This is a genomic window from Thermococcus coalescens (assembly GCF_055392585.1).
Genome location: NZ_AP043764.1, coordinates 1,374,462 through 1,396,524, shown reverse-complemented (window position 1 = coordinate 1,396,524; position 22,063 = coordinate 1,374,462). Strand labels below are relative to the sequence as shown.

Annotated in this window: 33 protein-coding genes and 1 tRNA gene; 25 read left to right on the top strand and 9 right to left on the bottom strand. The window is 55.7% G+C overall.

Annotation, left to right across the window (positions count from 1 at the left end):
- Window positions 1-186 precede the first annotated feature (186 nt).
- Window positions 187-274 (bottom strand) — tRNA-Leu (locus ACZ5M3_RS07745).
- 96 nt (window positions 275-370) lie between these two features.
- Between ACZ5M3_RS07745 and ACZ5M3_RS07740 the strand changes: the two genes are divergently transcribed.
- From ACZ5M3_RS07740 to ACZ5M3_RS07715, 6 genes are read left to right on the top strand one after another with little or no spacing between them, the layout of a single operon-like run.
- The gene (locus ACZ5M3_RS07740) at window positions 371-757 is read left to right on the top strand and encodes a DUF2178 domain-containing protein (RefSeq protein ID WP_464839095.1); all 387 of its coding nucleotides are present in this window, start codon (window positions 371-373) and stop codon (window positions 755-757) included.
- Window positions 758-1,126 carry a DUF2178 domain-containing protein gene (locus tag ACZ5M3_RS07735; protein ID WP_464839094.1) on the top strand — a complete coding sequence of 123 codons (369 nt, stop codon included), beginning with the start codon at window positions 758-760 and terminating at the stop codon, window positions 1,124-1,126. It begins immediately after the preceding gene.
- Complete coding sequence (locus tag ACZ5M3_RS07730) at window positions 1,127-1,501, top strand: hypothetical protein (RefSeq protein WP_464839093.1); 375 nt, start codon at window positions 1,127-1,129, stop codon at window positions 1,499-1,501.
- Window positions 1,501-1,698 (top strand): helix-turn-helix transcriptional regulator, encoded by a 198-nt coding sequence (locus ACZ5M3_RS07725; RefSeq protein ID WP_464839092.1) that lies wholly within the window; start codon window positions 1,501-1,503, stop codon window positions 1,696-1,698. Before ACZ5M3_RS07730 ends, ACZ5M3_RS07725 begins: the two co-directional genes overlap by 1 nt.
- A 20-nt stretch (window positions 1,699-1,718) precedes the next feature.
- The gene (locus ACZ5M3_RS07720; protein ID WP_464839091.1) at window positions 1,719-2,477 is read left to right on the top strand and encodes an ABC transporter ATP-binding protein; all 759 of its coding nucleotides are present in this window, start codon (window positions 1,719-1,721) and stop codon (window positions 2,475-2,477) included.
- Window positions 2,474-3,763 (top strand): ABC transporter permease, encoded by a 1,290-nt coding sequence (locus ACZ5M3_RS07715; protein WP_464839090.1) that lies wholly within the window; start codon window positions 2,474-2,476, stop codon window positions 3,761-3,763. Before ACZ5M3_RS07720 ends, ACZ5M3_RS07715 begins: the two co-directional genes overlap by 4 nt.
- An 11-nt stretch (window positions 3,764-3,774) precedes the next feature.
- Here the strand turns inward: ACZ5M3_RS07715 and ACZ5M3_RS07710 are convergent, their stop codons facing one another.
- Complete coding sequence (locus ACZ5M3_RS07710; protein ID WP_464839089.1) at window positions 3,775-4,188, bottom strand: RNA-binding domain-containing protein; 414 nt, start codon at window positions 4,186-4,188, stop codon at window positions 3,775-3,777.
- Between the two features lie 71 nt (window positions 4,189-4,259).
- On the opposite strand from ACZ5M3_RS07710, the gene ACZ5M3_RS07705 reads away from it, so the two are divergent.
- Entirely contained in the window at window positions 4,260-5,069 is an 810-nt protein-coding gene (locus ACZ5M3_RS07705) for a ZIP family metal transporter (RefSeq protein WP_464839088.1), read from the top strand.
- Here ACZ5M3_RS07705 and ACZ5M3_RS07700 read toward each other — a convergent pair.
- Both ACZ5M3_RS07700 and ACZ5M3_RS07695 read right to left on the bottom strand, forming a co-directional pair.
- Window positions 5,055-5,612, bottom strand: a complete 558-nt coding sequence (locus tag ACZ5M3_RS07700) for a dephospho-CoA kinase (RefSeq protein ID WP_464840826.1) — start codon at window positions 5,610-5,612, stop codon at window positions 5,055-5,057. The genes ACZ5M3_RS07705 and ACZ5M3_RS07700 overlap by 15 nt on opposite strands.
- Window positions 5,613-5,658: 46 nt before the next feature.
- A complete protein-coding gene (locus ACZ5M3_RS07695) occupies window positions 5,659-7,839 on the bottom strand; it encodes an ATP-dependent DNA helicase (protein ID WP_464840825.1) in 2,181 nt (726 codons plus the stop codon).
- Between the two features lie 137 nt (window positions 7,840-7,976).
- On the opposite strand from ACZ5M3_RS07695, the gene ACZ5M3_RS07690 reads away from it, so the two are divergent.
- Window positions 7,977-8,222: an Lrp/AsnC family transcriptional regulator gene (locus ACZ5M3_RS07690; protein WP_088180934.1), complete on the top strand. Its 246-nt coding sequence runs from the start codon at window positions 7,977-7,979 to the stop codon at window positions 8,220-8,222.
- Here the strand turns inward: ACZ5M3_RS07690 and ACZ5M3_RS07685 are convergent, their stop codons facing one another.
- Window positions 8,223-8,570 carry a signal recognition particle protein Srp19 gene (locus ACZ5M3_RS07685; RefSeq protein ID WP_464840824.1) on the bottom strand — a complete coding sequence of 116 codons (348 nt, stop codon included), beginning with the start codon at window positions 8,568-8,570 and terminating at the stop codon, window positions 8,223-8,225.
- A 59-nt stretch (window positions 8,571-8,629) separates the two neighbouring features.
- Between ACZ5M3_RS07685 and ACZ5M3_RS07680 the strand changes: the two genes are divergently transcribed.
- From ACZ5M3_RS07680 to ACZ5M3_RS07655, 6 genes are all read left to right on the top strand, one after another.
- On the top strand, window positions 8,630-9,268 hold the full coding sequence (locus ACZ5M3_RS07680; RefSeq protein WP_464839087.1) for a DUF257 family protein: 639 nt from the start codon (window positions 8,630-8,632) through the stop codon (window positions 9,266-9,268).
- Entirely contained in the window at window positions 9,249-10,010 is a 762-nt protein-coding gene (locus ACZ5M3_RS07675) for a tRNA (adenine-N1)-methyltransferase (protein ID WP_464839086.1), read from the top strand. The genes ACZ5M3_RS07680 and ACZ5M3_RS07675 overlap by 20 nt, the downstream gene beginning before the upstream one ends.
- A gap of 154 nt (window positions 10,011-10,164) precedes the next feature.
- Window positions 10,165-11,031, top strand: a complete 867-nt coding sequence (locus ACZ5M3_RS07670) for a sulfide/dihydroorotate dehydrogenase-like FAD/NAD-binding protein (RefSeq protein WP_464839085.1) — start codon at window positions 10,165-10,167, stop codon at window positions 11,029-11,031.
- Entirely contained in the window at window positions 11,031-12,479 is a 1,449-nt protein-coding gene (gltA, locus tag ACZ5M3_RS07665) for an NADPH-dependent glutamate synthase (RefSeq protein ID WP_464839084.1), read from the top strand. The genes ACZ5M3_RS07670 and gltA overlap by 1 nt, the downstream gene beginning before the upstream one ends.
- A 59-nt stretch (window positions 12,480-12,538) precedes the next feature.
- Window positions 12,539-12,844, top strand: a complete 306-nt coding sequence (locus ACZ5M3_RS07660; RefSeq protein WP_464839083.1) for a nucleotidyltransferase domain-containing protein — start codon at window positions 12,539-12,541, stop codon at window positions 12,842-12,844.
- Window positions 12,837-13,217: a HEPN domain-containing protein gene (locus tag ACZ5M3_RS07655; RefSeq protein ID WP_464839082.1), complete on the top strand. Its 381-nt coding sequence runs from the start codon at window positions 12,837-12,839 to the stop codon at window positions 13,215-13,217. The genes ACZ5M3_RS07660 and ACZ5M3_RS07655 overlap by 8 nt, the downstream gene beginning before the upstream one ends.
- A gap of 297 nt (window positions 13,218-13,514) precedes the next feature.
- Here the strand turns inward: ACZ5M3_RS07655 and ACZ5M3_RS07650 are convergent, their stop codons facing one another.
- Window positions 13,515-13,853, bottom strand: a complete 339-nt coding sequence (locus ACZ5M3_RS07650) for a DUF7132 family protein (RefSeq protein WP_464840823.1) — start codon at window positions 13,851-13,853, stop codon at window positions 13,515-13,517.
- A 77-nt stretch (window positions 13,854-13,930) separates the two neighbouring features.
- The gene (gene gcvH, locus ACZ5M3_RS07645; protein WP_464840822.1) at window positions 13,931-14,335 is read right to left on the bottom strand and encodes a glycine cleavage system protein GcvH; all 405 of its coding nucleotides are present in this window, start codon (window positions 14,333-14,335) and stop codon (window positions 13,931-13,933) included.
- A 191-nt stretch (window positions 14,336-14,526) separates the two neighbouring features.
- Here gcvH and ACZ5M3_RS07640 point away from each other — a divergent pair, with 191 nt between their 5' ends.
- The 8 genes from ACZ5M3_RS07640 to ACZ5M3_RS07605 are packed head-to-tail and all read left to right on the top strand — an operon-like array spanning window position 14,527 to window position 18,311.
- The gene (locus tag ACZ5M3_RS07640; RefSeq protein ID WP_297093121.1) at window positions 14,527-15,132 is read left to right on the top strand and encodes a monovalent cation/H+ antiporter subunit E; all 606 of its coding nucleotides are present in this window, start codon (window positions 14,527-14,529) and stop codon (window positions 15,130-15,132) included.
- Window positions 15,108-15,380 (top strand): monovalent cation/H+ antiporter complex subunit F, encoded by a 273-nt coding sequence (locus ACZ5M3_RS07635; protein WP_464839081.1) that lies wholly within the window; start codon window positions 15,108-15,110, stop codon window positions 15,378-15,380. The genes ACZ5M3_RS07640 and ACZ5M3_RS07635 overlap by 25 nt, the downstream gene beginning before the upstream one ends.
- Window positions 15,373-15,687 carry a monovalent cation/H(+) antiporter subunit G gene (mnhG, locus tag ACZ5M3_RS07630; protein ID WP_464839080.1) on the top strand — a complete coding sequence of 105 codons (315 nt, stop codon included), beginning with the start codon at window positions 15,373-15,375 and terminating at the stop codon, window positions 15,685-15,687. Before ACZ5M3_RS07635 ends, mnhG begins: the two co-directional genes overlap by 8 nt.
- Window positions 15,668-15,898 carry a hydrogenase subunit MbhD domain-containing protein gene (locus ACZ5M3_RS07625; protein ID WP_464839079.1) on the top strand — a complete coding sequence of 77 codons (231 nt, stop codon included), beginning with the start codon at window positions 15,668-15,670 and terminating at the stop codon, window positions 15,896-15,898. The genes mnhG and ACZ5M3_RS07625 overlap by 20 nt, the downstream gene beginning before the upstream one ends.
- Complete coding sequence (locus ACZ5M3_RS07620; RefSeq protein WP_464839078.1) at window positions 15,895-16,137, top strand: hypothetical protein; 243 nt, start codon at window positions 15,895-15,897, stop codon at window positions 16,135-16,137. Before ACZ5M3_RS07625 ends, ACZ5M3_RS07620 begins: the two co-directional genes overlap by 4 nt.
- Window positions 16,134-16,535: a Na(+)/H(+) antiporter subunit B gene (locus tag ACZ5M3_RS07615; RefSeq protein WP_464839077.1), complete on the top strand. Its 402-nt coding sequence runs from the start codon at window positions 16,134-16,136 to the stop codon at window positions 16,533-16,535. Before ACZ5M3_RS07620 ends, ACZ5M3_RS07615 begins: the two co-directional genes overlap by 4 nt.
- Complete coding sequence (locus tag ACZ5M3_RS07610; protein WP_464839076.1) at window positions 16,528-16,818, top strand: cation:proton antiporter subunit C; 291 nt, start codon at window positions 16,528-16,530, stop codon at window positions 16,816-16,818. The genes ACZ5M3_RS07615 and ACZ5M3_RS07610 overlap by 8 nt, the downstream gene beginning before the upstream one ends.
- The gene (locus ACZ5M3_RS07605) at window positions 16,815-18,311 is read left to right on the top strand and encodes a proton-conducting transporter transmembrane domain-containing protein (RefSeq protein ID WP_464839075.1); all 1,497 of its coding nucleotides are present in this window, start codon (window positions 16,815-16,817) and stop codon (window positions 18,309-18,311) included. The genes ACZ5M3_RS07610 and ACZ5M3_RS07605 overlap by 4 nt, the downstream gene beginning before the upstream one ends.
- Here the strand turns inward: ACZ5M3_RS07605 and ACZ5M3_RS07600 are convergent.
- Window positions 18,294-18,701 (bottom strand): ACT domain-containing protein, encoded by a 408-nt coding sequence (locus ACZ5M3_RS07600; RefSeq protein ID WP_464839074.1) that lies wholly within the window; start codon window positions 18,699-18,701, stop codon window positions 18,294-18,296. The two genes, ACZ5M3_RS07605 and ACZ5M3_RS07600, sit on opposite strands and share 18 nt — an antisense overlap.
- 77 nt (window positions 18,702-18,778) lie before the next feature.
- Between ACZ5M3_RS07600 and ACZ5M3_RS07595 the strand changes: the two genes are divergently transcribed.
- Together ACZ5M3_RS07595 and ACZ5M3_RS07590 are read left to right on the top strand one after the other, a co-directional pair.
- Complete coding sequence (locus ACZ5M3_RS07595) at window positions 18,779-19,927, top strand: cation:proton antiporter (RefSeq protein ID WP_464839073.1); 1,149 nt, start codon at window positions 18,779-18,781, stop codon at window positions 19,925-19,927.
- 166 nt (window positions 19,928-20,093) lie between these two features.
- A complete protein-coding gene (locus tag ACZ5M3_RS07590) occupies window positions 20,094-20,567 on the top strand; it encodes a pyruvoyl-dependent arginine decarboxylase (protein ID WP_464839072.1) in 474 nt (157 codons plus the stop codon).
- Here the strand turns inward: ACZ5M3_RS07590 and ACZ5M3_RS07585 are convergent.
- A complete protein-coding gene (locus ACZ5M3_RS07585; RefSeq protein ID WP_464839071.1) occupies window positions 20,561-21,064 on the bottom strand; it encodes a hypothetical protein in 504 nt (167 codons plus the stop codon). The genes ACZ5M3_RS07590 and ACZ5M3_RS07585 overlap by 7 nt on opposite strands.
- A 96-nt stretch (window positions 21,065-21,160) precedes the next feature.
- On the opposite strand from ACZ5M3_RS07585, the gene speE reads away from it, so the two are divergent.
- A complete protein-coding gene (gene speE, locus ACZ5M3_RS07580; protein ID WP_464840820.1) occupies window positions 21,161-22,030 on the top strand; it encodes a polyamine aminopropyltransferase in 870 nt (289 codons plus the stop codon).
- Window positions 22,031-22,063: the final 33 nt, after the last annotated feature.

The following is a 22,063-nucleotide window of genomic DNA, read 5'->3' as shown; positions in this document are numbered from 1 at the left end:
AAAGCAAACCCTTGCATGAAAGCCCTTTTAGAAGTGAAAGCCCCCAGAGTTACAGCACTTGAAAAGCACGTACGAACTTTGATGAAACTTTGCACAGGCAAAGTTTCCTTCCGTGGGGCGAAGCCCCACTACGGGGGTTTGAGAGTACAGAGAGATAAGGAGGCGAAGCCCCCTTGTCTTTCGTTATGGTGCGGGGGACGGGATTTGAACCCGCGAACCCCTGCGGGACGGGACCCTAAATCCCGCGCCTTTGGCCAGGCTCGGCTACCCCCGCGCGGTCTTGAGTTCCTCCCGGCGCTTTAAAAACTTTGAGGGGCAAGGCTTATAAGGATGTAAAGGAAGCTTTACGTAAAGTGAACTTTACATGGTGGTGAACGTGGAAAGGTGGAGGCTCATTGGATACGCAATTCCCACCACAACGGCCTTGTTACTGGCCGTTGCCCTGTGGATGGGAAACGCTGCACTGGCTTTTGGAGTTCTGGCGGCGGCAATAGCTGTTTCGTTCCTCTATGCCGACTGGCTCAAAAAACGCGGCGAGATAATAAGCGACGAGAGAACGCTCCGCATCGAGGAGATGGCCTCAAGAAGAACCCTTCAAGTGCTGGTGCTGGCGCTGGCATTTGCGGTCGTGGCTCTGTCGGTCATCTCGGAGAGGAACTCCGATCTGAGGAGTGCCTACTACCTGGCCCTCGGCCTGATGGTTCTGGTCTCGATCCTTAAGCTGTATCTGAAGCACCATTACGCGAGGGTGATCTGAGTGAAGCTCCGCTACGAAGGCCTGCTCGCGGGTTTAATTGCCGCGATTGTTATCGGCCTGGCGTACTCCACCAAATCAGGGAAAGCCTCAGCGGCGGTGGGTATCTTCCTTGCGGGCATCCTCTTGGCCTACGCCCTGAACTGGTACTACGACTCCAGGGTGGAGAAAATAGAGGACGAGAGAACCGAGCTGATAAGCGCCAGGAGCACGAGGAACGCCTTTGCCGTTATCAGCTCGGTTCTCTTCGCCGAGTATCTATGGCAGTACTCCAGCGGAAACACCGGAACGGCGACACTGCTCCTCATCCCCCTCGCCCTCGGTGTCCTCGCACTGCTCATCTCCCAGTACTGGTACGGGAGGGTGATGTGAATGAGATACGGATGGATAATCTTCACGGTGCTCTTCGTTGGGATCCTCTCCACCAACTACCTCGCGATGACCGCAAAGGAACCGCTGGCGGCCTCGGCGGCATTTACCCTCATGGTGTTGTCCGTTTACCTCATTGAGAGGGCATACAACGGGGGCACCGAGAAGGTAACCGACGAGAGGGTAGAGCTAATTAGGATGAGGTCCTTTTATTACGGCTCCGTGGGCTTTTTCGTGGCTTTTATGTACGAGCTGATATGGCTGGCCTCGAAGGACTACGAGAGCGCTGTGTTACTCTCGAAGCTCCTCCTCTTTCCGGTGGCAGTGTTCCTCATCCTCCTCGTCGCGTCAAAGGTCTACCTTGAGAAGGTGATGTGATGAAGAACCGCCTCCGCGAGCTGAGGGAGGAGAAAGGCCTCACACAGGAAGAGCTTGCCAAAGCGCTCGGCGTGACGAGGCAGACGATAATAGCCATCGAGAAGGGAAGGTACAACCCATCGCTGAGGCTGGCCTTCAGGATAGCGCACTTTTTCAACAGGCGGATTGAAGAAATCTTTATCTACGAGGAGGGTTAAAAAGACGTGGAGGGCTGAAAATGCCCATGGTTGAAGTTCTGAACCTGGAGAAGGACTACGGAAAGGTAAAGGCCCTCAAAGGGATAAGCTTCTCCATCAGCGAGGGTGAAATATTCGGACTCATCGGCCCGAACGGGGCCGGAAAGAGCACCACCCTGAAGATTCTTGCAACGCTCCTCAAGCCTACAGGAGGGGGTGCAAAGATAGCTGGCCACGACGTCGTTAAGGAAGCCTACAGAGTCAGGGAGCTCATAAGCTACCTGCCGGAGGAGGCCGGCGCTTATAAGAACCTAACGGGCTACGAATACCTCCAGTTCATGGCGCGGCTCTACGCCAAGGACGAGGAGAAGGCGAGGAGGATGCTTGAGCTGGGTGTCGAACTGAGCGGCCTTGGGGACAGGCTGCACGACAAGGTGGCAACCTACTCGAAGGGCATGACAAGGAAGCTTCTCATAGCCAGGGCCCTGATGGTGAGGCCGAAGCTGGCCATTCTGGACGAACCCGCCAGCGGGCTGGACATAATCAACGCCTACGCGATAAGGCAGATGATAAGGCGCTTCGCCAGGAATGAAGGTGTCACCTTCCTGATCTCAAGCCACAACATGCTTGAGGTCGAGTACCTCTGCCACAGGGTCGCCCTGATAAACAAGGGCGAAATCATCGAGGTGGGAACCCCAAAGGAGCTCAAGGAGAAGTACGACGCAGAGAACCTGGAGGAGGTCTTCATGAGGGCCGTGGGGGCAGAGATCGGCGAGCAGATAGGGGGTGAGGGAGCTTGAGCGACTTCTGGGTGATGGCTAAAAAGGAGCTGTGGAACCTCTTCCGGGACAGGAAGCTCGTCTTCGGTCTCGTGGTCGTCCCCCTTATCCTGCTTCCCCTCATGGGGAAGGCCGTGAATATAGGCATGGAGCAAGCACAGGGGGAGACGCAGGTCACGATAGTCAACTTCGACGAAGGTGCCTACGGAAACCTGCTGATAAAGGCCCTGGAGGTCGCCCCCAACGTTACGGTAACGGTGGTCAACGCAACGACGCTTGATGAGGCAATCCAGCAGGCCATTCAAAAGGAGCAGAACGTTCTTGTGGTGATCCCTCCAGACTTCACGGCCAGGCTCCAGGCCAATGAGACGGCCACCGTCGAGATATACGGAATTTTCACCACCATAAGCACCGGCATAAAGGAGAGCGTCAGCGAGGGCAGGATAAACGCCGTCCTTGAGATACTCAGTGATGAAATAGCCCGGATAAAGGTTAAGAAGCTCGGAGCGAGCAACCCCGATGCAGTACTGCAGCCGATAAGAACCGAGAGCAAGTCTGTCATAAACAACCGTGTTGTGGACATCTCCCCAACCGCTGTTTCGACCGTCATAGCAGCCCAGGCGTTCACGATACCCCTCATAGTCTTCATAATGGTCATGGTGACCTCCCAGATGGCGGCCGGGGCGATAGCGAGCGAGAAGGAAAACAAGACCCTCGAAACCCTCCTCACCCTCCCCGTGGCGAGGACGAAGATAGTTGCCGCGAAGATATTCGGAACGGCCATGATGGGCCTCGTTGCGGCTATAGCATACATGATAGGCATGCGCTACTACATGAGTTCCTTTGGCCTGGGCTCCGGCGGGGTGAGCCTTGAAGACCTGGGCCTGGTAGTTACCCCAACGGGGGCACTTATCTTCGCCCTGGTGGTGTTCCTGACGATAATAATTGCCCTCAGCCTGGCAATGATAGTGGCAACCTTCGCCGAGGACGTCCAGAGCGCCACAACGCTTGTCAGCGCGGTGATTCTTCCTCTGGCTTTTCCGGCTTTCCTGCTGATGTACACCGACATCAACGACCTTCCAGCCCTCCTCAGGTACGTCCTGCTGGCCATACCCTTCACGCATCCGGTAATAGACTACCGCTACGTGCTCCTGAGCAACTACACCCCGCTGATCATGAGCACCGTTTACCTGGCGGTGCTGGCGGGTGTCATACTATACGCAACGGCATGGCTGTTCTCCACGGAGAGAATACTCACGGCACAGGTCAGCTGGGGCAGGAGAAAGAAAAAGAAAGCCGCCGAATGAGCTTTCTTTTTTTACTCTATAGGCACGCCGTCCTTCGTCCTCGGCGCGAGCCACTTCATGAGCTTCTGAGGGTCTTTCGTCCTTATGATTATCGTTATCGGGCCCAGGGGCGACTCTTCGTTGAAGTTGACGACGCCCGCGTAGGCGGCCTGCTTGTTCACCTTCACGATTATCTCCTCACCGAAGTAGCCCTCCTCAAGAAAACTCCTGGCTGTGTCGAGTATCGCCTGCCCGCGGAAGAGCTCGTATAGCCTGCTCAGGGCCTTTCTGCTTCTTGTCTTGCCAGTCAGGATGATGTAATCGCCCCTGTCAAAGGCCTCAAACTCAAGCCCCGGAATCAAATTCAGCATCGCCCTCCGGACCTTCTCGATGTCCTCCGTTGGATAAACGTAAGCTTCGACCTCAACTTCCTCAAAGAGCTCCATTTTCCCACCCAGAAGAAGCTCGCGGGAAGGCTTATAAACCCAACCACCCAAATAGTTAGGGTGGCCTAATAGTGTTAGAGAACTTCGTTACCGACCTGGCCAGATGGATAATGGTAATCTCAAACGGCGAAATCATGTGGGTTGCATTCTATGCCGGACTTTTCGTCGCCCTCATGACCTCACTCGGTGCCATGGTGGCGATATTCTCCAAGAGCCTCCCGGAGGGGGGCGTTGACTTTGCCCTCAGCTTTGCCGCTGGAGTTATGATAGTGGCGAGCTTCACCTCCCTCATCCTGCCAGCGATAGAGAGCACCGGCTCATTTGCACCCGCGGGGGTCGGAATAGCCCTCGGGGTGCTGCTCATCTATGCCATAGACCGCTTTCTCCCGCACGAACACCTAGTCCGGGGTTACGAGGGCCCGAAATCTATGAAGGACAAGCTGAGAAAGGTCTGGCTCCTCGTCATAGCGGTGATAATCCACAACCTGCCGGAGGGCCTGGCAGTTGGAACATCCCTGGTCTACAACCTTGAGGTCGGTCTCGTAACCACCCTGGCCATCGGGATTCAGGACTTCCCGGAGGGCACAGTCGTTTCTCTGCCCTTGGCGGCGATACAGAAGAAGCGCCTCCAGCCGATAGCGATGGGCGTGCTGAGCGGCTTCGCCGAAATGGCCATGGTGCTCCTCGGGGCGTATTTCTTCAGCCTCTTCGCCTGGCTTTTACCGTATGGCCTCGGCCTGGCGGGCGGAGCGATGCTCTACGTGACCGTGAAGGAGATGATACCCGAGATATACAGGGGAGAGAAGAGCGAGACCCTAATAACCCTTGGATTCTTCCTGGGCTTCTACGTGATGCTCTTCCTGGACTCAATGCTTGGTTAGAATCCTGTCAACCAGCTCTTTTACCCTTTTATCGTACTCGTCCTTCGTCCCATCGTTCACTATCATGTGATCGGCCATTGCTATGACGTTGCCTATGCCGAACTTCAGCTCCTTCCAGTCGCGCTCCTCGAAGTCCTCCCAGGTCTTCGGGTCGTCGTGCCTTCCACGGGCCTTAAGCCTCTCGAAGCGGGTGTAGGGCGGCGTGTGAACCGCGACTATCACTATCTCCTCACCGGGAAAGGCGCTCCGGAAAGTGCCCACCTCGTCGAGGGAGCGGACGCCGTCTATAACGACGACCCTGCTGCGTCCGAGGAGGTGCTTCACCCTCTCGACCGCCAGCTTTGCAACCGCGTTCTGTCCGAGTTCCTGTCTCAGACGGATGCTAACCTTGGCGACGTTTTCCTTGGTCAGCTCCAGACCGCGCTTTGCCGTCTCTTCCCTCACGACGTCCCCCATAGAAACGCTCGGAAAACCCCTCCTCTCGAACTCCTTAACGATTTTGCTCTTTCCTGAACCGGGCATTCCAGTCACGATGATTATCATAGTGCCCACGCCAGAGTAAAAGGGCGGGATTTAAAAGCTTTGACCTTCACTTAAGAAAGTCGTCGAGGGTCCCCTTCCGAACCCGTTCCGCTTTTTTGGAGGCTCTTTTAGCATCCTTGGGGAGTTCCACGCCAAAGTGTCTGAACAGGCCCTCGATAACCTTCATTCCAATCCCCTCTACCTCCAGGAGCTCCCTCACCTTGGCGCGCATTATATCCTCCTGGCTCTTGAAGCCCGCGTTGTAAAGTGCCCTGGCCCTCTTTCTTCCGATGTTGGGCAGTCTGACCAGTTCGAGAAGCTCCTCCCTAACCCCATGCCTCAGCCTGAGGTGCAGGTCTCTCAGATAACCCAGCACATCCTTCTCCGGATCGAAGAGCTTGTAGAGTTCTATGAGGGAGTACATGAGCCAGTCCGCCAGTTCCAGAATTCTGTAGAGATCGCCGGGGTCTATGCCATATGTCTCGTATATCCTTGCCTCGGGAACCTCGTTTATCCAGTCGAGGAGAACCTTAGCCGTCTTCACCTGGCTGAGGAAGCCCTGGAAGCGCGAGTCCTCATAGTAGGGGATATTCGTGTACAGCTTCTCCTCGAACTCGTAGGCCAGGTCGAGGTAGTCCTCCATCTCCCGCCTCCGGGCGTTCAGCGTTGCCATGTCCGGCGTCGAGGCTATCAGCTGGAAGATTCCGAAGGGGTTGGGGTTCCTCTCAAGCTTCGGGAAGGCATCCCTGAACTTCTTGGCAGTCAGCGGGTCGATGTAGAGCTGGGACGTGCGCTTTCCGAAGGGAAGGGCTATGAAGCGGTCGTTCATGTCCATGTCCACGAACTCGTTTTCGATGAGGAAATAGACAATGTCCTTTGCCTTGTACTCTATCGAGCTGGTGTCCTTCCTCTGGTGGAAATAGAAGGTCTTTTCAAGGAAGCCTATCAGCTCCCTGAAGTTTGAAACGCCGAAGTTCGTTATCAGGGCAAGGACCTGGCTCCTGAAGGCCTGTTCGTTGGCGAGCATCGAGAACAGCTTCTCCGGTTTTCCATGGATGTACTTCTCCATCAGCTTCTTTGGGTCTTCGGTTCTGGCGACCACTATGGCCTCGCCAACCCTGTCGTACTTCGGCCTCCCGGCGCGCCCCATCATCTGCTGGATTTCGAGGACAGGAATATCTGTCCAGCCAAAACCGGCGTAGCGCTTGGTGTCCCTTATAATGACGCGGAACGCGGGGAGGTTTATTCCGGCGCTGAGGGTTGGTGTCGCAGTTATTACTTTAATCAAGCCCTCACGGAAGGCATCCTCTATCATCGTCCTCTCGGTTCTGCTCAGGCCGGCATGATGAAAGGCCACGCCGCCCCTGATGGCCTTTTTGAGCTTCTCGTTGGTCGGATTTTCCTCAAGGGAATCCGCCAGCTCCTTAAGCTGCCTTGTTTCGGGTTTCGTGAGGAGTCTGGCTATCTTGGAGGACAGCGAGACGGCCTCCTTTTCCGCCGAGCGGCGGGTGTTGACGAACACAAGCGCCTGCTTTCCCCTCTTGACAGCATCAACCGCAAGGGATTCCCAGTTCTCCGGGTAGTGCTCTCTCCCTCCGTCCTCCCAGATTAGCTCTCCAAGGTGAAAAACGCCCCTTCTCAGCTCGACCGGCCGCCAGTCACTCACGACTAAAGCGGCATCGAGCCACTCGGCGAGCTCTTCGGCGTTTCCCACCGTGGCGCTCAGAGCCAGGATCTGGGCTTTACCGAGCATGTGGCTGAGGATCATCTCCAGCGTCGCTCCCCTGTCGTAGGAGCCTATGAGGTGAACCTCGTCGGCAACGACGAGCCTGACGTCCCTTATCCAGTTCGAGCCGTGCCTCAAAAGGGAGTCGAACTTCTCGGAGGTGGCAATGATTATATCGTACCTTCCAAGCCACTCATCGGTTGAGTCGTAGTCACCGGTGGTGGCCGCGACGCGAAGGCCCAGAACCTCCCACGCCTTGAACTCCCGGTACTTCTCCTCGGCGAGGGCCTTGAGCGGAACCAGGTATACCGCCTTTCCTCCCTCACGGAGGAGCCTGTTGACCATGACTATCTCGCTGACGAGGGTTTTTCCGCTCGCGGTCGGGATGGCAAGAACCAGGTTCCTTCCCTCAAGAACCCCGCTCTTCAGAGCCTCTGCCTGGGGAGGATACAGCCCCTCTATGCCCCTCTCAATGATGACCCTTTTCACGCGTTCGTCAACCGGGAGTTCTTCGACCCTCATACCAATCACGAAAACTCCGAAGGGCACTTTATAGGTTTTTGGTTTCAGCTTGAAAACCTACCAGAAGGCCCCTACGAAAAGCTTAAATGAGATGGCCGGCTAGATAAAGACGTAAAGCCTTTCAGCAGTGGTGGAAAATGGTTAGGTCGTACGTTTTATTGACTGTGGAGATTGGGAAGGTCGAAAGCGTTATAGACGCCCTCAAGCAGATCCCGGGCGTTACGAGGGCGGACGCCGTCACCGGCCCCTACGACGCGATAGTCCACATCGAGGCCAAGGATCTCGGAGAACTTACCAGAAAGATACTCCACGACATACACAACATCGACGGCGTTATAGACACTACTACCGCAATAGTCGTGGAGATGGAAGAGGAGGAGTGATCACCTCTTTTTCTTCCTGGATTTGTGCTTCTTCTTGCCTTTGGCTTTAGCCTGGATTTTCCTGATTTCCCTGATCTTCTGCCCCAGCATTCTGAGGCTCTTCCCCTTCGGATGTTTGCTCTCGATGCGGAGCATTCCCCTGATGCGGTACTCCTCATCGAGGCCGGCCAGACGTGGGTTGAGCTTTGACTCGTCGATCTCGACTATCCTCATACCCAGTGCCCTGGCGGCGTCGGCTATCTCGTCAATCTTCGGACCTTCAACCGCGAATTCCCTTCCTATCATCCGCCCGTATCGTCTGCTGAGTCTGGAATCCAGCTCGCTGGGCCACACTACGAAGCGCTTCATCCCTTCCACCTAACAAGGTTTAAAAGAGGAGCGGTTAAAAACCCTTTTGGTGAGAGCCCATGGAGACCTCTGTCCTTGAAAAGTACCTCTTCGGAAGGGCTGAGAGGGGAGACACAGTTCTCATCGAGTACCGGCCAACTTATCCGTTCGAGGAGTTCTCATGGGGATACCTGATACCCCGTCTCATCGAGAGGGGGGAGGTTGTAATAGGGGATTTCTTCGGTATAGGCGACCTCATGTTCAGGAACTACATACGCAGGGTTTCCGGAAAGGAGTATTCAGATATAATCGAACTGATAAAGAAGATAAAGGTCGTCAAGATAGGCCCTGGCTCTGCCAGCTACGGGGAGGTCATAGAGGAGGTCGTCCCGGTCTACGACTCCCACAGCTTCCTCAAGAACTATCACACTGTGGTCAACAGGATGACGCACTCCCCGACGAAGCCGGAATACTTCATAACATTCGGGCTCTCATACTACGTCCATTTCGGCGGCGACGAGGCGATGAATGCCATAATAACGGGGATAAGCACCATCCCCATGGAGGACTGGGTCAGCATACACCTTCTCAACGTGGATGTGGTCAGCAGGGCTCACCTGGCCATGCTGGAGGAGATGGCATCGATGGTTTTTCAGTTGTCGAACGAAGGAGTGACTGTAAAAAAGGGCGGTGAGGCGCTTGATTCGGGAGGGAGATAGGGTTCTCCTCATCGATAGAAGGGGAAAGAAATACCTCGTGACGGTCTCCGATAGGGAGTTTCATACCGATCTGGGTATAATCAACCTCGGCGAACTCATCGGAGAAGAATATGGAACCTCGATAACCAGTCATAAGGGAGAGGAGTTCCGCGTTCTGAAACCGGACATCAATAACATCATATCGAAGATGCGGCGCGGCCCTCAAATCGTCCACCCCAAGGACGCTGGAATAATAATCGCCTACGCCGGCATCTCTCCGGGGGACACCGTCATAGAGGCCGGCGTTGGAAGCGGTGCGCTCACGATATTTCTCGCGAACATAGTCGGGCCCCAGGGGAGGGTCATAAGCTACGAGGTCAGGGAGGACTTCGCGGAGATAGCCAGGAAGAACGTCGAGATGGCGGGCTTCGCCGACAGGGTCACGATAAAGCTCAAGAACATCTACGACGGCATTGATGAGGACTACGCCGATCACATCGTCCTCGACCTGCCCCAGCCCGAGAACGTCCTTCCCCATGCAGTCGAGGTGCTCCGGCCCGGGGGCTACTTTGTGGCCTACACGCCGTGCATGAACCAGGTGCACCGCTTCTTCCAAGCGTTTCAGGAGTACAGGGAGCACTTCTACAGGCCGAGGGTCGTTGAGGTTCTCGTCAGGGAGCACGAGGTAAAGAAAGAGTGCATGAGGCCGAAGACAACGATGCTGGCCCACACCGGTTACATAACCTTCCTCAGAAAGCTCTGATTCTGGCGTTTTTCTGAACATTTTTCACAAAAATCCCTGTTGTGTCAAAATACCTTCACAGTATTGAACCAAAGGTTAACAACAGATTTATAAGCACTCAAGGTTGTGAACCTTTAGATGACCAACTTTGAACCCGTGTACGGAGGTGTTCATTGTGTATAAGATCCTGGAGAAGAAAGAAATCGCCATGAGAAACACATGGTTCAAGATTCACGCCCCCCACGTGGCCAGGAAGGTTCAGCCCGGCCAGTTCGTCATAGTCAGGGCATTCAGGAACGGTGAGAGGATCCCCCTCACGCCGGTCATGTGGAGTCCCGAGGAGGGCTGGATAGTCCTCATAGTGTTCACCCGCGGAAAGACCACCGCAAGGATGGCGGCCGAGCTCCGGGAGGGCGACGAGATACCCAACATAGCCGGCCCGCTTGGGAACCCGGCGGAGATGAAGAAGTTTGGAAAAATACTCGCCATCGGTGCCTACACCGGAATAGTCGAGGTGTACCCGATAGCCAAGGCCTGGCAGGAGCTTGGAAACGACGTCACGACGCTCCACGTCACGTTCGAGCCGATGGTCGTCCTCAAGGACGAGATGGAGAAGGCCGTCGGAAGGCACATACTTGAGACCGTCCCGATAGACCCCAACCTCGACTTCCCGGCCAACATGAAGAACGTCACCAGGAGGCTCACCGAGAAGGTGCGGGAGCTTCTCGAAAAGGAGCACTTCGACCTCGTCTTCATGGTCGGCCCCACGGGAGACCAGAAGGCGGTGTTCCAGGTCGTCAAGGAGTTTGGAGTCCCGATGAAGGCAGACCTGCACCCGATAATGGTCGATGGAACCGGCATGTGCGGCGCCTGCCGTGTAACCGTTGGCGGCGAGGTCAGGTTTGCCTGCCTAGACGGGCCGGAGTTCGACGCCTACAAGGTCGCCTGGGACGAGCTGATAGCGAGGAGCGGCTACTACACGGACCTGGAGATGAAGGCGTTCATGGACTACATGAAGGCCCTCCAGGGAGGTGAGCAGTGATGGCCGTCAAGAGGAAGCTCATCAAGGAGCGCGTTCCGACGCCGGAGAGGCCGGTTGAGGAGCGCGTTAAGAGTTTCGTTGAAGTCAACCTCGGATACAACTTTGAGCTGGCCGTGAAGGAAGCCGAGCGCTGCCTGCAGTGTCCCTACGACTACGCGCCCTGTATAAAGGGCTGTCCCGTTCACATTGACATTCCGGGCTTCATAAGCAAGCTCGTGGAGTACCGCGACGATCCCGACAGGGCTGTGAAAGAGGCCCTCAGCGTCATCTGGGCCTGCAACTCCCTGCCGGCCACCACCGGGCGCGTCTGCCCGCAGGAGGATCAGTGTGAGATGAACTGCGTCATGGGCAGGGTCGGCGACAAGATCAACATAGGCAAGCTTGAGAGGTTTGTGGCTGACTACGCGCGCGAGAGGGGCATAGACGAGGAGCTCCTCTTCGAGATGGTGCCGAGGATAGAGAAGAAGGGACAGCGCGTTGCAATCATCGGCGCAGGTCCGGCGGGCCTTACCGCCGCCGGGGAGCTGGCGAAGCTCGGCTACGATGTTACGATTTACGAGGCCCTCCACGAGGCGGGCGGAGTGCTCATGTACGGCATCCCCGAGTTCAGGCTGCCGAAGAGCATCGTCGAGAGCGAGATCGACAAGCTCAGGAAGCTCGGCGTTAAGATACTCACCGACCACATAGTTGGAAAGACCGTCACCATCGAGGAACTCCTGGAGGAATACGACGCGGTCTTCATAGGCTCCGGTGCGGGAACGCCCAAGCTCATCAATGCTCCAGGAATAAACCTCAACGGAATCTACACTGCCAACGAGTTCCTGACGAGGGTCAACCTCATGAAGGCCTACAAGTTCCCCGAGTACGACACCCCAGTCAAGGTCGGGAAGCGCGTTATAGTCATCGGTGCGGGGAACACGGCCATGGACGCGGCACGCTCGGCGAGGCGCTTTGGAGCCGAGGTCATAGTTGCCTACCGCAGGGGAGAAGAGGACGTTTCGGCCAGGATTGAGGAAGTGGAGCACGCCAAGGAGGAGGGCATAAAGTTCGAGTTCTTCCTGAACCCCGTTGAATTCATCGGGGATGGGAAGGGCAACCTCAAGGCCGTTAAGTTCGAGAAGATGCGCCCGCTTGAGGAGCAGGACAGCAGGGGCAAGAGAAAGATAGTCGGAACCGGCGAGTACATAACGATAGAGGCCGAGACGGTGGTCATAGCCATCGGAAAGCACCCGAACAGGCTCATAGTCAGCACTCCGGGCTTAAAGGTCGAGCGCGGAAGGATAGTGGTTGACGAGAACCTCATGACCAGCATTCCGGGAGTTTTCGCCGGCGGAGATGCAATAAGGGGTGAGGCCACCGTCATCCTCGCCATGGGCGACGGAAGGCTGGCCGCAAAGGCCATCCACGAGTATCTCACGAAGAAGAGGCAGGAAAAGGCAAACGCCTGATTGTCTCTCTTTTTCTATTCATCGAAAGGATTTTTAGGTGAAGCTTCTAATTGTCCAACATGGACAAAAGGGCTTCGGCTGAGTACTTCGTGAGGCTACTGCGAGAGAGGTACGGGGATAAGGTGGAGAGGGTCATCCTTTTTGGTTCCGTTGCCCGGGGAAAGTACGAGGAGGACAGTGATGTGGACATCCTTGTAGTAGCCAGGGACGTAAGTCAGAGGGATATTTCTGACCTGACGTGGGAAGTCCTTATGGAAACCGGGGAGCTGATATCTGCCATCGTTGAAAGCCCCGATGAGTTCGATAAACTCAGAGAAAGCTCTTTCCACCGAACCGTGCTGAGAGAGGGGATCCCGATTGGATGAGATTCGCAGAAACCTGGAACTCTCTGAGGAAAACCTGAACGAGGCACGGCTCCTACTTGAGAACGGGTATTACAGGGGCGCCGTTTCCAGGGCCTACTACCCTATGTTCCACGCCGCAAAGGCGCTTCTTCTGTCCAAGAACTACAACCCCAAGAAGCACGCGGGAGTTCTTAAAATACTGGGTCTGGAGTTCGTTAAAGAAGGATACCTAGAGGAAACCTACGCCAAGGCATTCAAGTACGCTTTCGACATGCGGAGCAAGGCGGATTACAGCGTCGTGTTTGATATCGATGAAGAAACCGCGGGCGAAATAGTCTCCGAGGCAGAGAGATTCATTGAGGCAGTGAGAAAGGCCCTTGAAAGACTCATCTAGCTCCTTTTAATTAGCAGGTTCGAACGCTTTAGTAGGCATCGCTTTCTATGTTTCTACCATAACCACTGCCCGGTAACCCCTGGGGCGGAAGTTGCGGCACGTTTTTCAATCACGGAAGCGAATCTTCCTTGGCGATGATGAGCCCTGGAGTGGCTGACCGTGATGATGATGGGCATACTGGCCGAGCCGCTAGGCTTTTAACTCTCTCCCCTAGACCATAGAACGAGCGATGAAGACCTCTAGGGTATCTGAGACCGCACCCTGCGCGGCAAAAATGATGAGGGTCAGAGACTGAGCTCACTCCTCCATCTCCTCAATCTCTTCGAGTACCTCCTCGAACTTCCTGAAGTCCTCGGTCTTCGCCAGAAGCGCGACGAACTCGTCTATCTCAGACTTCTCAAGGAACAGCTCCGCGAGGAGCTTCCCCGTATAGCGGTTGTTCCTGATCTCCCAGAACATGTAGAACTCGGGGAAATTCTCCTTTATTTTCCTGTAGGCCACACCGTACTTTGAATCCTTTAAGGGGTTCTGTTCGAGGTAGAAGTGGCCCGGCTCAAGCTCGATCATGTGGAGAACCGCCCCGCGCTTAGTTTTCACGAGCCTCACCTTAACGTCCCACTCTTTGAGAACCTTCACGGGAACCACCGAAAACCAGTGGACGTCCCAGATACTTAAGGGTTCCGAGCGGGGAAGAGAAAAGTTGGAGGAGCACATCAAAGGCTCTCAAGATACTCGGCGTAGGCCTCGGCATCCATAAGCTCACCGAGCTCCTCGTCGAGGTTGCTCGGCCTGAGCTTGGCGATCCAGTTCTCGTAGGGGTCCTCGTTGATGAGCTCGGGGCTGTCCTCAAGCTCCCCGTTGACCTCGATAACCTCGCCGCTGACGGGAGCGTAGACCTCGGAGACTGCCTTGACGCTCTCCAGCTCACAGAGGACCTCGCCCTTGCTGACCTCCTTCCCGACCTCCGGGAGCTCGACGTAGGCGAGGTCGCCAAGCTCCTTCTGGGCGTAGTCGCTTATTCCGACGAGAACGGTTCCGTCCTCAAGAACCTGAACCCACTCGTGGTCCTTCGTGTAGTAAAGGCCCTCCTTGACCTTGTATTCCCCAACCTCAATCATGAGCATCACCGTTTTCATCTAAAGCCCCCGAGATTTAAACCTTTCCCCGGAAAGAGCTTGGTCGCGGAGCGGGGAAACACCGCCGAGGATGCATGGGTTTGGAGGCCGTTCTTTCGAACTTATTTCACATTTTTGGGCAGTAGTTTTGCATCTGCAAAATCGTTATAACCTCTCCATCCCTAAAATACCACATGAGCCGCGTCCCCTTTTACCTTAAGGAGAGGCTCGAAGGCCTGAGGGAGAGGGTTCTCCACGAACAGTTCGAAGCCTCAAAGCTCCCCCCCTGGGAGAGGGTTATCATAACGTGGGTCGTCCTTATGGCCTTCTGGGTGGTCATATCGGGAAGCTTCAGGGCCAGGGATCTGGCCATGGGCGCGGCTGTTACGCTGATGATAGCGGCTTTCATGCGCGACCTGCTCACGGAGGACATACGCAGAACGGGGCATATCGTCGAAAAGCTCCTGTACTTTGCCTTCATATACCTCCCGCAGTACCTCGTGATAATGGCCTTCAGGCTCATCGAGAGCAACCTGAAGGTTGCAAAGAACGTGATTTTCATGGACATCAACCCGGGGATAGTGAAAATAAAGACCGACCTCCACTCAGATACCGGTGTTACAATCTTGGCAAACTCAATAACGCTCACCCCAGGAACGCTGACGCTAGACGTCAACAAGAAGCTCGGCGAGACATACCTCTACGTTCATTGGATAGATTTGGAGACCCTCAACAGGGAGAAGGCTGGAGAAAAGATAAAGGGGGACATCGAGGAATGGCTCAAGAAAGTCTTCTGGTAAGCGTCTTTTACGTCCTCGTCCTCACGGCCATGCTGATAACATACCGCGTGGTTAGAGGGCCGACACTGCCCGACAGGATAGTGGGGTTGAACACGATAACCACGAAGGTCGTCGTCATAATAGCCGTCGTCTCCGTGATCCGGAAGGAGTACTACCTGATAGACCTGGCGATAGTCCTGCTCATGGTTAACTCCGTCGGCGGGCTTATACTCGCCAAATACATGGAGAGGAGGGCTTCCAATGATTGAGATAGTCCTCACCCTGTTTGGAGAGGCAGTTATGGTCTTCGGGGCCCTTGGGATACTCCGCTTTCCCGACGTTTACACCCGCCTTCACGCTGCAACGAAGTGCGACACTGGTGGGGCCATGAGCATAATCCTCGCCCTGATACTGATAATGGACGCCCCTGCGGTTGTGAGGGCCAAGTTCCTCGTCCTGGCATTCCTGATAGCGATGATAAACCCAATGGTGAGCCATGCCATCGCCAGGGGGGCATACAGGTACGGGGTGAAGCCGAAGGTAGTGGTGGATATGTATGCTTGGGACAGTCCTTAACGTGGTCTTCATAGCGATGATACTGCTGGCCATAGCGGTTGTTGAGGAAAAGAACCTGGTTAGTGCCCTCGTTAAATACTCCCTCCTCAGTCTGCTCTTCGTGTTGGCCCTGTTCGAGCTGAAGGCTCCCGACGTCGCCCTCTCGGCGATAGTCGTCGGCGCGATAGTGATAGGCGTCTTCCTGTTCACGATAGAGGAGGTGACGAGGTGAGGAAGGCCGCCCTGCTCCTCACCCTGGCCCTCGGGGCGTTCCTGCTCGGTCTGAGCTACTCCCCGTCTTACGGCGGGAGCTACACGTACTACGTCACCCACTGGACGGAGATAGGAGTTCCCAACCTGGTCTCGGCCATACTCGCCGGCTGGAGGGCCTACGACAGCCTTGGAGAGGCGAGCCTGCTCTTCACTGCGGTCATAGGCTTCTACCTGCTCCTCGGGGGGAAGAAGAAGTGAAGATGAGCACCGTCGTGAGGAGCACAACCAAGATGATAAGCCCCTTCCTCGTCACTTACGCGGCCTACATTATGCTCTACGGTCATCGAAGCCCGGGGGGCGGCTTCCAGGGCGGAGTTATCCTCGCGGTCGCGGTTATACTCCTCATAACCTCCCATGGATACAAGAAGGTGAGGAAGAGGTTCAAGTTCAACTGGGCGAGCCTGATAGAGAGCTCCGCCGGGGCCCTTCTCGTCCTGCTGGGAATCGCCGGAATAGCCTTTGGGGCGTTCTACTCCAACTTCCTGCCGACGGAGGGTGGTATAATACTGCCATTCAACGTCATCGTCGGCTTTGAGGTCGGGGCAGCGTTCACGTTCGTCTTCTACATCCTGCTGAGGTGGGTTGAAAGTGATTAGTCCTGAGCAGGCAGGAGTGATCATAATGCTCATAGGGATATACGGTCTGATGGCAAAGAGGGAGCCGATAAAGTTAGTGCTCTCCATAAACGTGGTCTCCCTCGGTCTGGTGCTCTTCTTCGTTGGATTGGCGTACTCACCAGGAAAGGATGTGCCGATAATGCCGACGAATCCGGTAGATCCTCTGCCGGCAACCCTGATGCTCACGACCCTCGTTGTTGACGTTGCCATAACGTCGCTCGCCCTGGCGATAATAATCCGCATGCGGAGGGACGGCTCATGATTCCGCTTATGGTGGCCTTCCCGCTCCTGTTTGGATTTATAATCGTCACCCTTGACATCCTGCGGGCAAAGAAGGTGCTAATAAAGGCCGCCTTCGTCCTCGGAGCGGTTTTCCCGGCCGGGGTTTTCCTCGTGGAGAATGGAAGGGAAATCGTGGGTGGCTGGAGCAGGGTGGCGGGGATAGAGGTATGGATCGGTGAAACCAATACCCCCTTCATCGTGGGCGAGCTGATACTCTTCACGGTCGTTGCCCTCTACTCCCTCTCCTACTTTGATTTCAGGGACAAAAAGACCGCCAAAGCCCTCGTCCTGTTCCTCCTAATGCACGCGGGCCTGCTGGGCTCGTTTTTGGCGAGGGATTTCTTCAACTTCTACATTTACATGGAGATCGCCTCCGTCTCGGCCTTTGCCCTGGTGGCCTTCTCCAAAGATCCAGGCTCCAAGAGAGCCGCTTTCAAGTATCTAATACTATCGCTCCTCGCATCATACCTCTTCATCTTTGCGATGGGCCTCATATACATGGAGACCGGCTACCTCAACGTCGACCTCGTCACCGAGAGTGCTACCCCGAGCAGGGAGCTCAGCGCCGCCCTCGGGATGGCCTTTGCGTCACTCCTCCTGAAGGCCGGCATCTTCCCCCTCCACGGATGGCTGCCCGACGCCCACTCCACCGCCCCGACACCCGCCAGTGCTATGCTGAGCGGCCTCGTGGTAAAGGCACCGGCCTACGGGATGATCCTTCTCTTCTCGGCCCTGCCCGTCGGGGAGAGCCTGAAAACCGCCGCACTGGTGGTGGCGGTTGCATCGATCTTCTTCGGGGTAGTCATGATGATCCTCCAGAGGGATGCGAAGCGCCTACTCGCCTACTCCACGGTCTCTCAAATGGGCTACGTGCTCCTCGGGATAGCCACCTTCAACTTTACGGGGGCAGCCTACTACGCCCTGGCACATTCCCTGGCCAAAGGGGGCCTCTTCCTGAGCGTTGGGAGCCTTGGAACGAAGTCGAGAAGACTCGGGGAGTTCGGGTACAGGAATGCCCCGCTCATGGCCTTCTCCGTGCTGATGCTCAGCCTCGCCATAGGCGGGGTCTCGCCCTTCATAGGCTCCTACGCGAAGGGGCTGCTCTCATCCGGCCTTCCCCGGGACTGGCACTGGGCCATCCCCCTTGGAACCATTGGGACTATTACGGCGTTCACAGGGCTGAACTACCACATGCTGAGGGTAGAAAGCCCGGAGGTTAAGCCCTCCTGGAGGCTCTCGGCTCTAGCGCTCGCGCTCCTTGCCCTGGGGGCGGGCATATACCTCGGTGCAGAGCTCAGGCCGGCTGATTTCATCTACATCGCCGCCGCGCTGCTCGGGTTTTTTGTACTGAGGGCGCTGGGCATGTTCGGGAAAGAAACGGGAATAAAAATGAAGGCCGAGGAGGAGATAAACGTTCTGGCGGCGGTCTTTGTGACCTTCATGCTGGCGGTGCTCCTACTCCAGTGGCCTTAGGGTAACCTCCCTCACAACGTCCAGCTCTTCGAGCTCCCTCCTCAGCTCCTCCAGCGTGCCGCTCATCCCGCTTACGTCTATGACCGCAACTATTCCTGCCAGTTCTATCCCCTCAAGCTCTTCGGCCTCGCTGAAGAGTATGTTCGCCCCGTGTTTTCCGAAAAGCCCGCTTATCTTGGCGAGGACGCCGGGCTTGTCCTCCACTATGAGCTCCACCTCCACCAGCCTCTTTCCGGGGAGGGCTATGCGCTCCATGTGAACCTCGTTGAGGTCGGTGTCTATCTCCAGAAGAAAGTACGCTCCCTCAACGATTCCCAGCTCGTACGCATAACCGGGCGGCAGCTCGACCTTGCCGTTCTCCTTTATCCTGACTATCTCATAGTGCCTCATGCTTAGAGCTATCTCCCCACACAATAAAAGCCTTGCCGGGCGGAAGAATTATTAACCCACCGCCGTAATGAACCAGCATGGAAATCATAGGGTACGTCTTCGTGATCATAGCCTTCGCAAGGCTCTTGGCTGAAGGCTTTGAGAGACTGGGCTATCCCGGGTTTCTTGGCGAGATAACGGCAGGAATGATACTCAGCGCCGTCCTACTGGAGATGCCGAGGGATCAGATGCTCCTCATGGCCGAGCTCGGCCTGTTCTTCCTCATGATCTCGGCAGGCCTTGAGGTGACCCCCGAGGAGCTCCACTACGCCGGAAAGAAGACCCTGCCCCTCTACGTGGTCACGTACCTGGTCATGCTGCTTGTGACCCTGCCCTTCACTGGATGGAAGCTCAACTCCGACGCCCTCATCGTTGCCACAATAATTTCAACTGCATCAGCCCCCATAGTCCTGAGACTCAAAAGGTTCTTTGGGGAGGACTTCATCCACGTCGCCCTCTCCTACGCGGTTATAAGCGAGATAATGAGCCTCTTCATAGTCTACGTGATGGTCAGGATACACGAAAATCCCGGGGACTACATGCCCGTTGTCGAGAGCATACTGAAGGATGCGGTCTTCATAGGCGTCCTCATGTACGTCAATTACATAATAGGAATAAAGCACAAGGTCATGATAATACGCTTCCTCCGGAGGCTCAAGAGTGATGAGGCGGTTTTCGGCCTCTTCATGGTGCTTTCAACGTCCCTGGCATTCATCAGCGATGAGATAGGCCTCCACTTCAGTATAGGCGGGTTCATGGCTGGCCTGATGATGCACAGCGACCTGGTCGGAACGAAGCAGTACGACAGGCTTACAACCATCGTCAGCGGCGTTACCTACGGCATCTTCGCCCCGATATTCTTTGCATGGCGCGGCCTTAACTTCGAGACCGAGCTCTCTTTCGTGGTTGTAGAGTTCTTCGTCCTCGTGTACGCGGTGAGGCTGCTCCTTTCCTCGGCCCTCGTGAGGCACAGGGATGTTTCAACCTCAATAGTAAGGGGGGCTGGAATAGCCAGCTTCGGCGTTCTTGGCCTGCTCGTCGGTGAAATAGGCTTCGTTTCGGGTGTTCTGAGCCAGCATATGTACGCAATGGCATCCCTCGCCAGCGTCCTTGGAATCTTCACCTCGGCCACTCTAGGAAGGGCGGTCAGCAATTACCAATCAAAATCATCCGAAAGCGCAGCTTGAGGTGAACTTGGGGATGTGGGCGGCTATTCAACCCCAATAACGCCCGTGCTTCCCCCTTTCCGATATAGCGAAACGTTTTTAAGCCTGGCTCTAATTAGCGAGTAGGCACACCTTCACTTTAGCCTGTAATCGTCTAACGTGTGAGAAAAGAAAGGAGGAAGCTGAGATGAGCTGGACAACCCCCAAGAGAGCTTTTATCGGTGCCGCCGCCGCGGAGGGAGGGACCAAGCTCAACGCCTTTGACAACGCACTCCTCAAGCTCGGCATAGGAAACGTAAATCTCGTCAAGCTGAGCAGCGTGATCCCAGCACACATAGAGTGGATCGACGAGGTTCACGACGTCCCGATAGGGATGCTCCTTCCGACGGTGTATGCCCACATCGAGAGCGACGAGCCGGGCATGACCATCAGCGCGGCGCTCGGAATAGGCATCAGCGAGGGCAACAAGGGCGGCCTCATCTACGAGTACTCCGGCTACTGCACCAAGGAAGAGGCTGAGGAGATGGTCAGAAAGATGGTGGAGGAAGGCTTTGCCATGCGCGGATGGGAGCTGGCTGAGTTCAGGGTCGCAAGCGCGAGCATAACCGTTAAGGACAAGCCGGCTGCTGCAATAGCCGCGGTCGTGATGTTCCCCTACTGAGGCCCACCAATCCTTTTTATATCCTTCAGAACGAACCCTTTCTCCCTCTTCTCAAAGAGAACGTTGTATCTGGTCGTCCCAGAAACCGCCCACACCTGGACGAACTCAGCGCCGTCGAGGAGGTACTCGTTCGTCCACAGGACTTCAAGCCCTATGCCCCCAAGGAACTCCACGGGGGATGCTCTAAGGACGAGCCTGAAGCGTGAATCGCCGAACGTCCTCTCAAAGAAGTTCACAATCTCCAGGAAGGCCACATACGGGTTGGTGTCCTCAACGGGATACATGAATCTGACAGAATCCCCATCGCTAAACGCCAGCGGATGCCTGCTCCCGTTGAAGGTTATAAGGGAAAGCTCAACGTGCGGTTCATCCCCGGAAAACCTTATTTCCCCCACAACATGTGGGACGCCGTACCGCATTTCTTTGTGTATCTCCGACACAGAGTCCTCAAGGAACTCCAGGAGCTCCTGATGGACTTTCTTCCATCGCATCGTCACAACTTCTTAGTACATAACTTACTTATAAAAATATTCCCGGTGTCCCTAAACCTCAAGGTTTAAAACCCCTCATCCTACCTAAGGACGGTGAGATTCATGGGATTCAACGAAAAGGAGAGAGCCTTCATAGAGTGGTACCCTCGCGGTTACGGTGTCGGCTTTAAGGTCAAGGATAGGCTGTTTGAGACCCAGACAAAGTATCAGAGGCTTGAACTGTACGAAACCGAGGGATTCGGCAAGCTCCTCGTTCTCGACGGAACGGTTCAGCTCGTGGAGGTCGGCGAGGAGAGCTACCACGAACCGCTGGTTCATCCGGTCATGCTCGCCCACCCGAACCCGCGGAGGGTTCTCATCATCGGCGGCGGTGACGGCGGGACACTCAGAGAAGTCCTGAGGCACGAGACCGTTGAGAAAGCCACGATGGTCGAGATAGACGACGGCGTGGTTGAAGCCTCCTACCTCTACCTCGATGTCGCCAAAGACCTGCTCGATAGGCTCATAAAGAACGAGGAGCCGAGGGCCGAGCTCATAGTTGGGGACGGTGTGAGGTACCTCCGGGAGACGGAGGAACGCTTTGACGTAATCATAGTCGACTCCACAGACCCCGTTGGCCCGGCGAAGCTCCTCTTCAGCGAAGAGTTTTACCGGGACGCCTACGAGAAGCTGAACGATCCGGGAATCTACATCACCCAGGCCGGGAGCGTCTACCTCTTCACGAACGAGCTCCTCGATGCCTATAAGGCCATGAAGAGGGTCTTTGACCGGGTTTACTACTTCAGCTTCCCGGTGATCGGCTACGCCTCCCCCTGGAGCTTCCTCGTCGGGGTTAGGGGGGACGTTGACTTCACCAGGATAGACATGGAGAGGGCGAAAAAACTGGAGCTGTACTACTACGACCCGGAGAGGCATGAGACGCTCTTCCAGATGCCGAAATACGTAAGGAACCTCCTTGAAGGAACCCAATAACGCCCGTCTCTTTCTTCTCCTTCCCCCTGCATA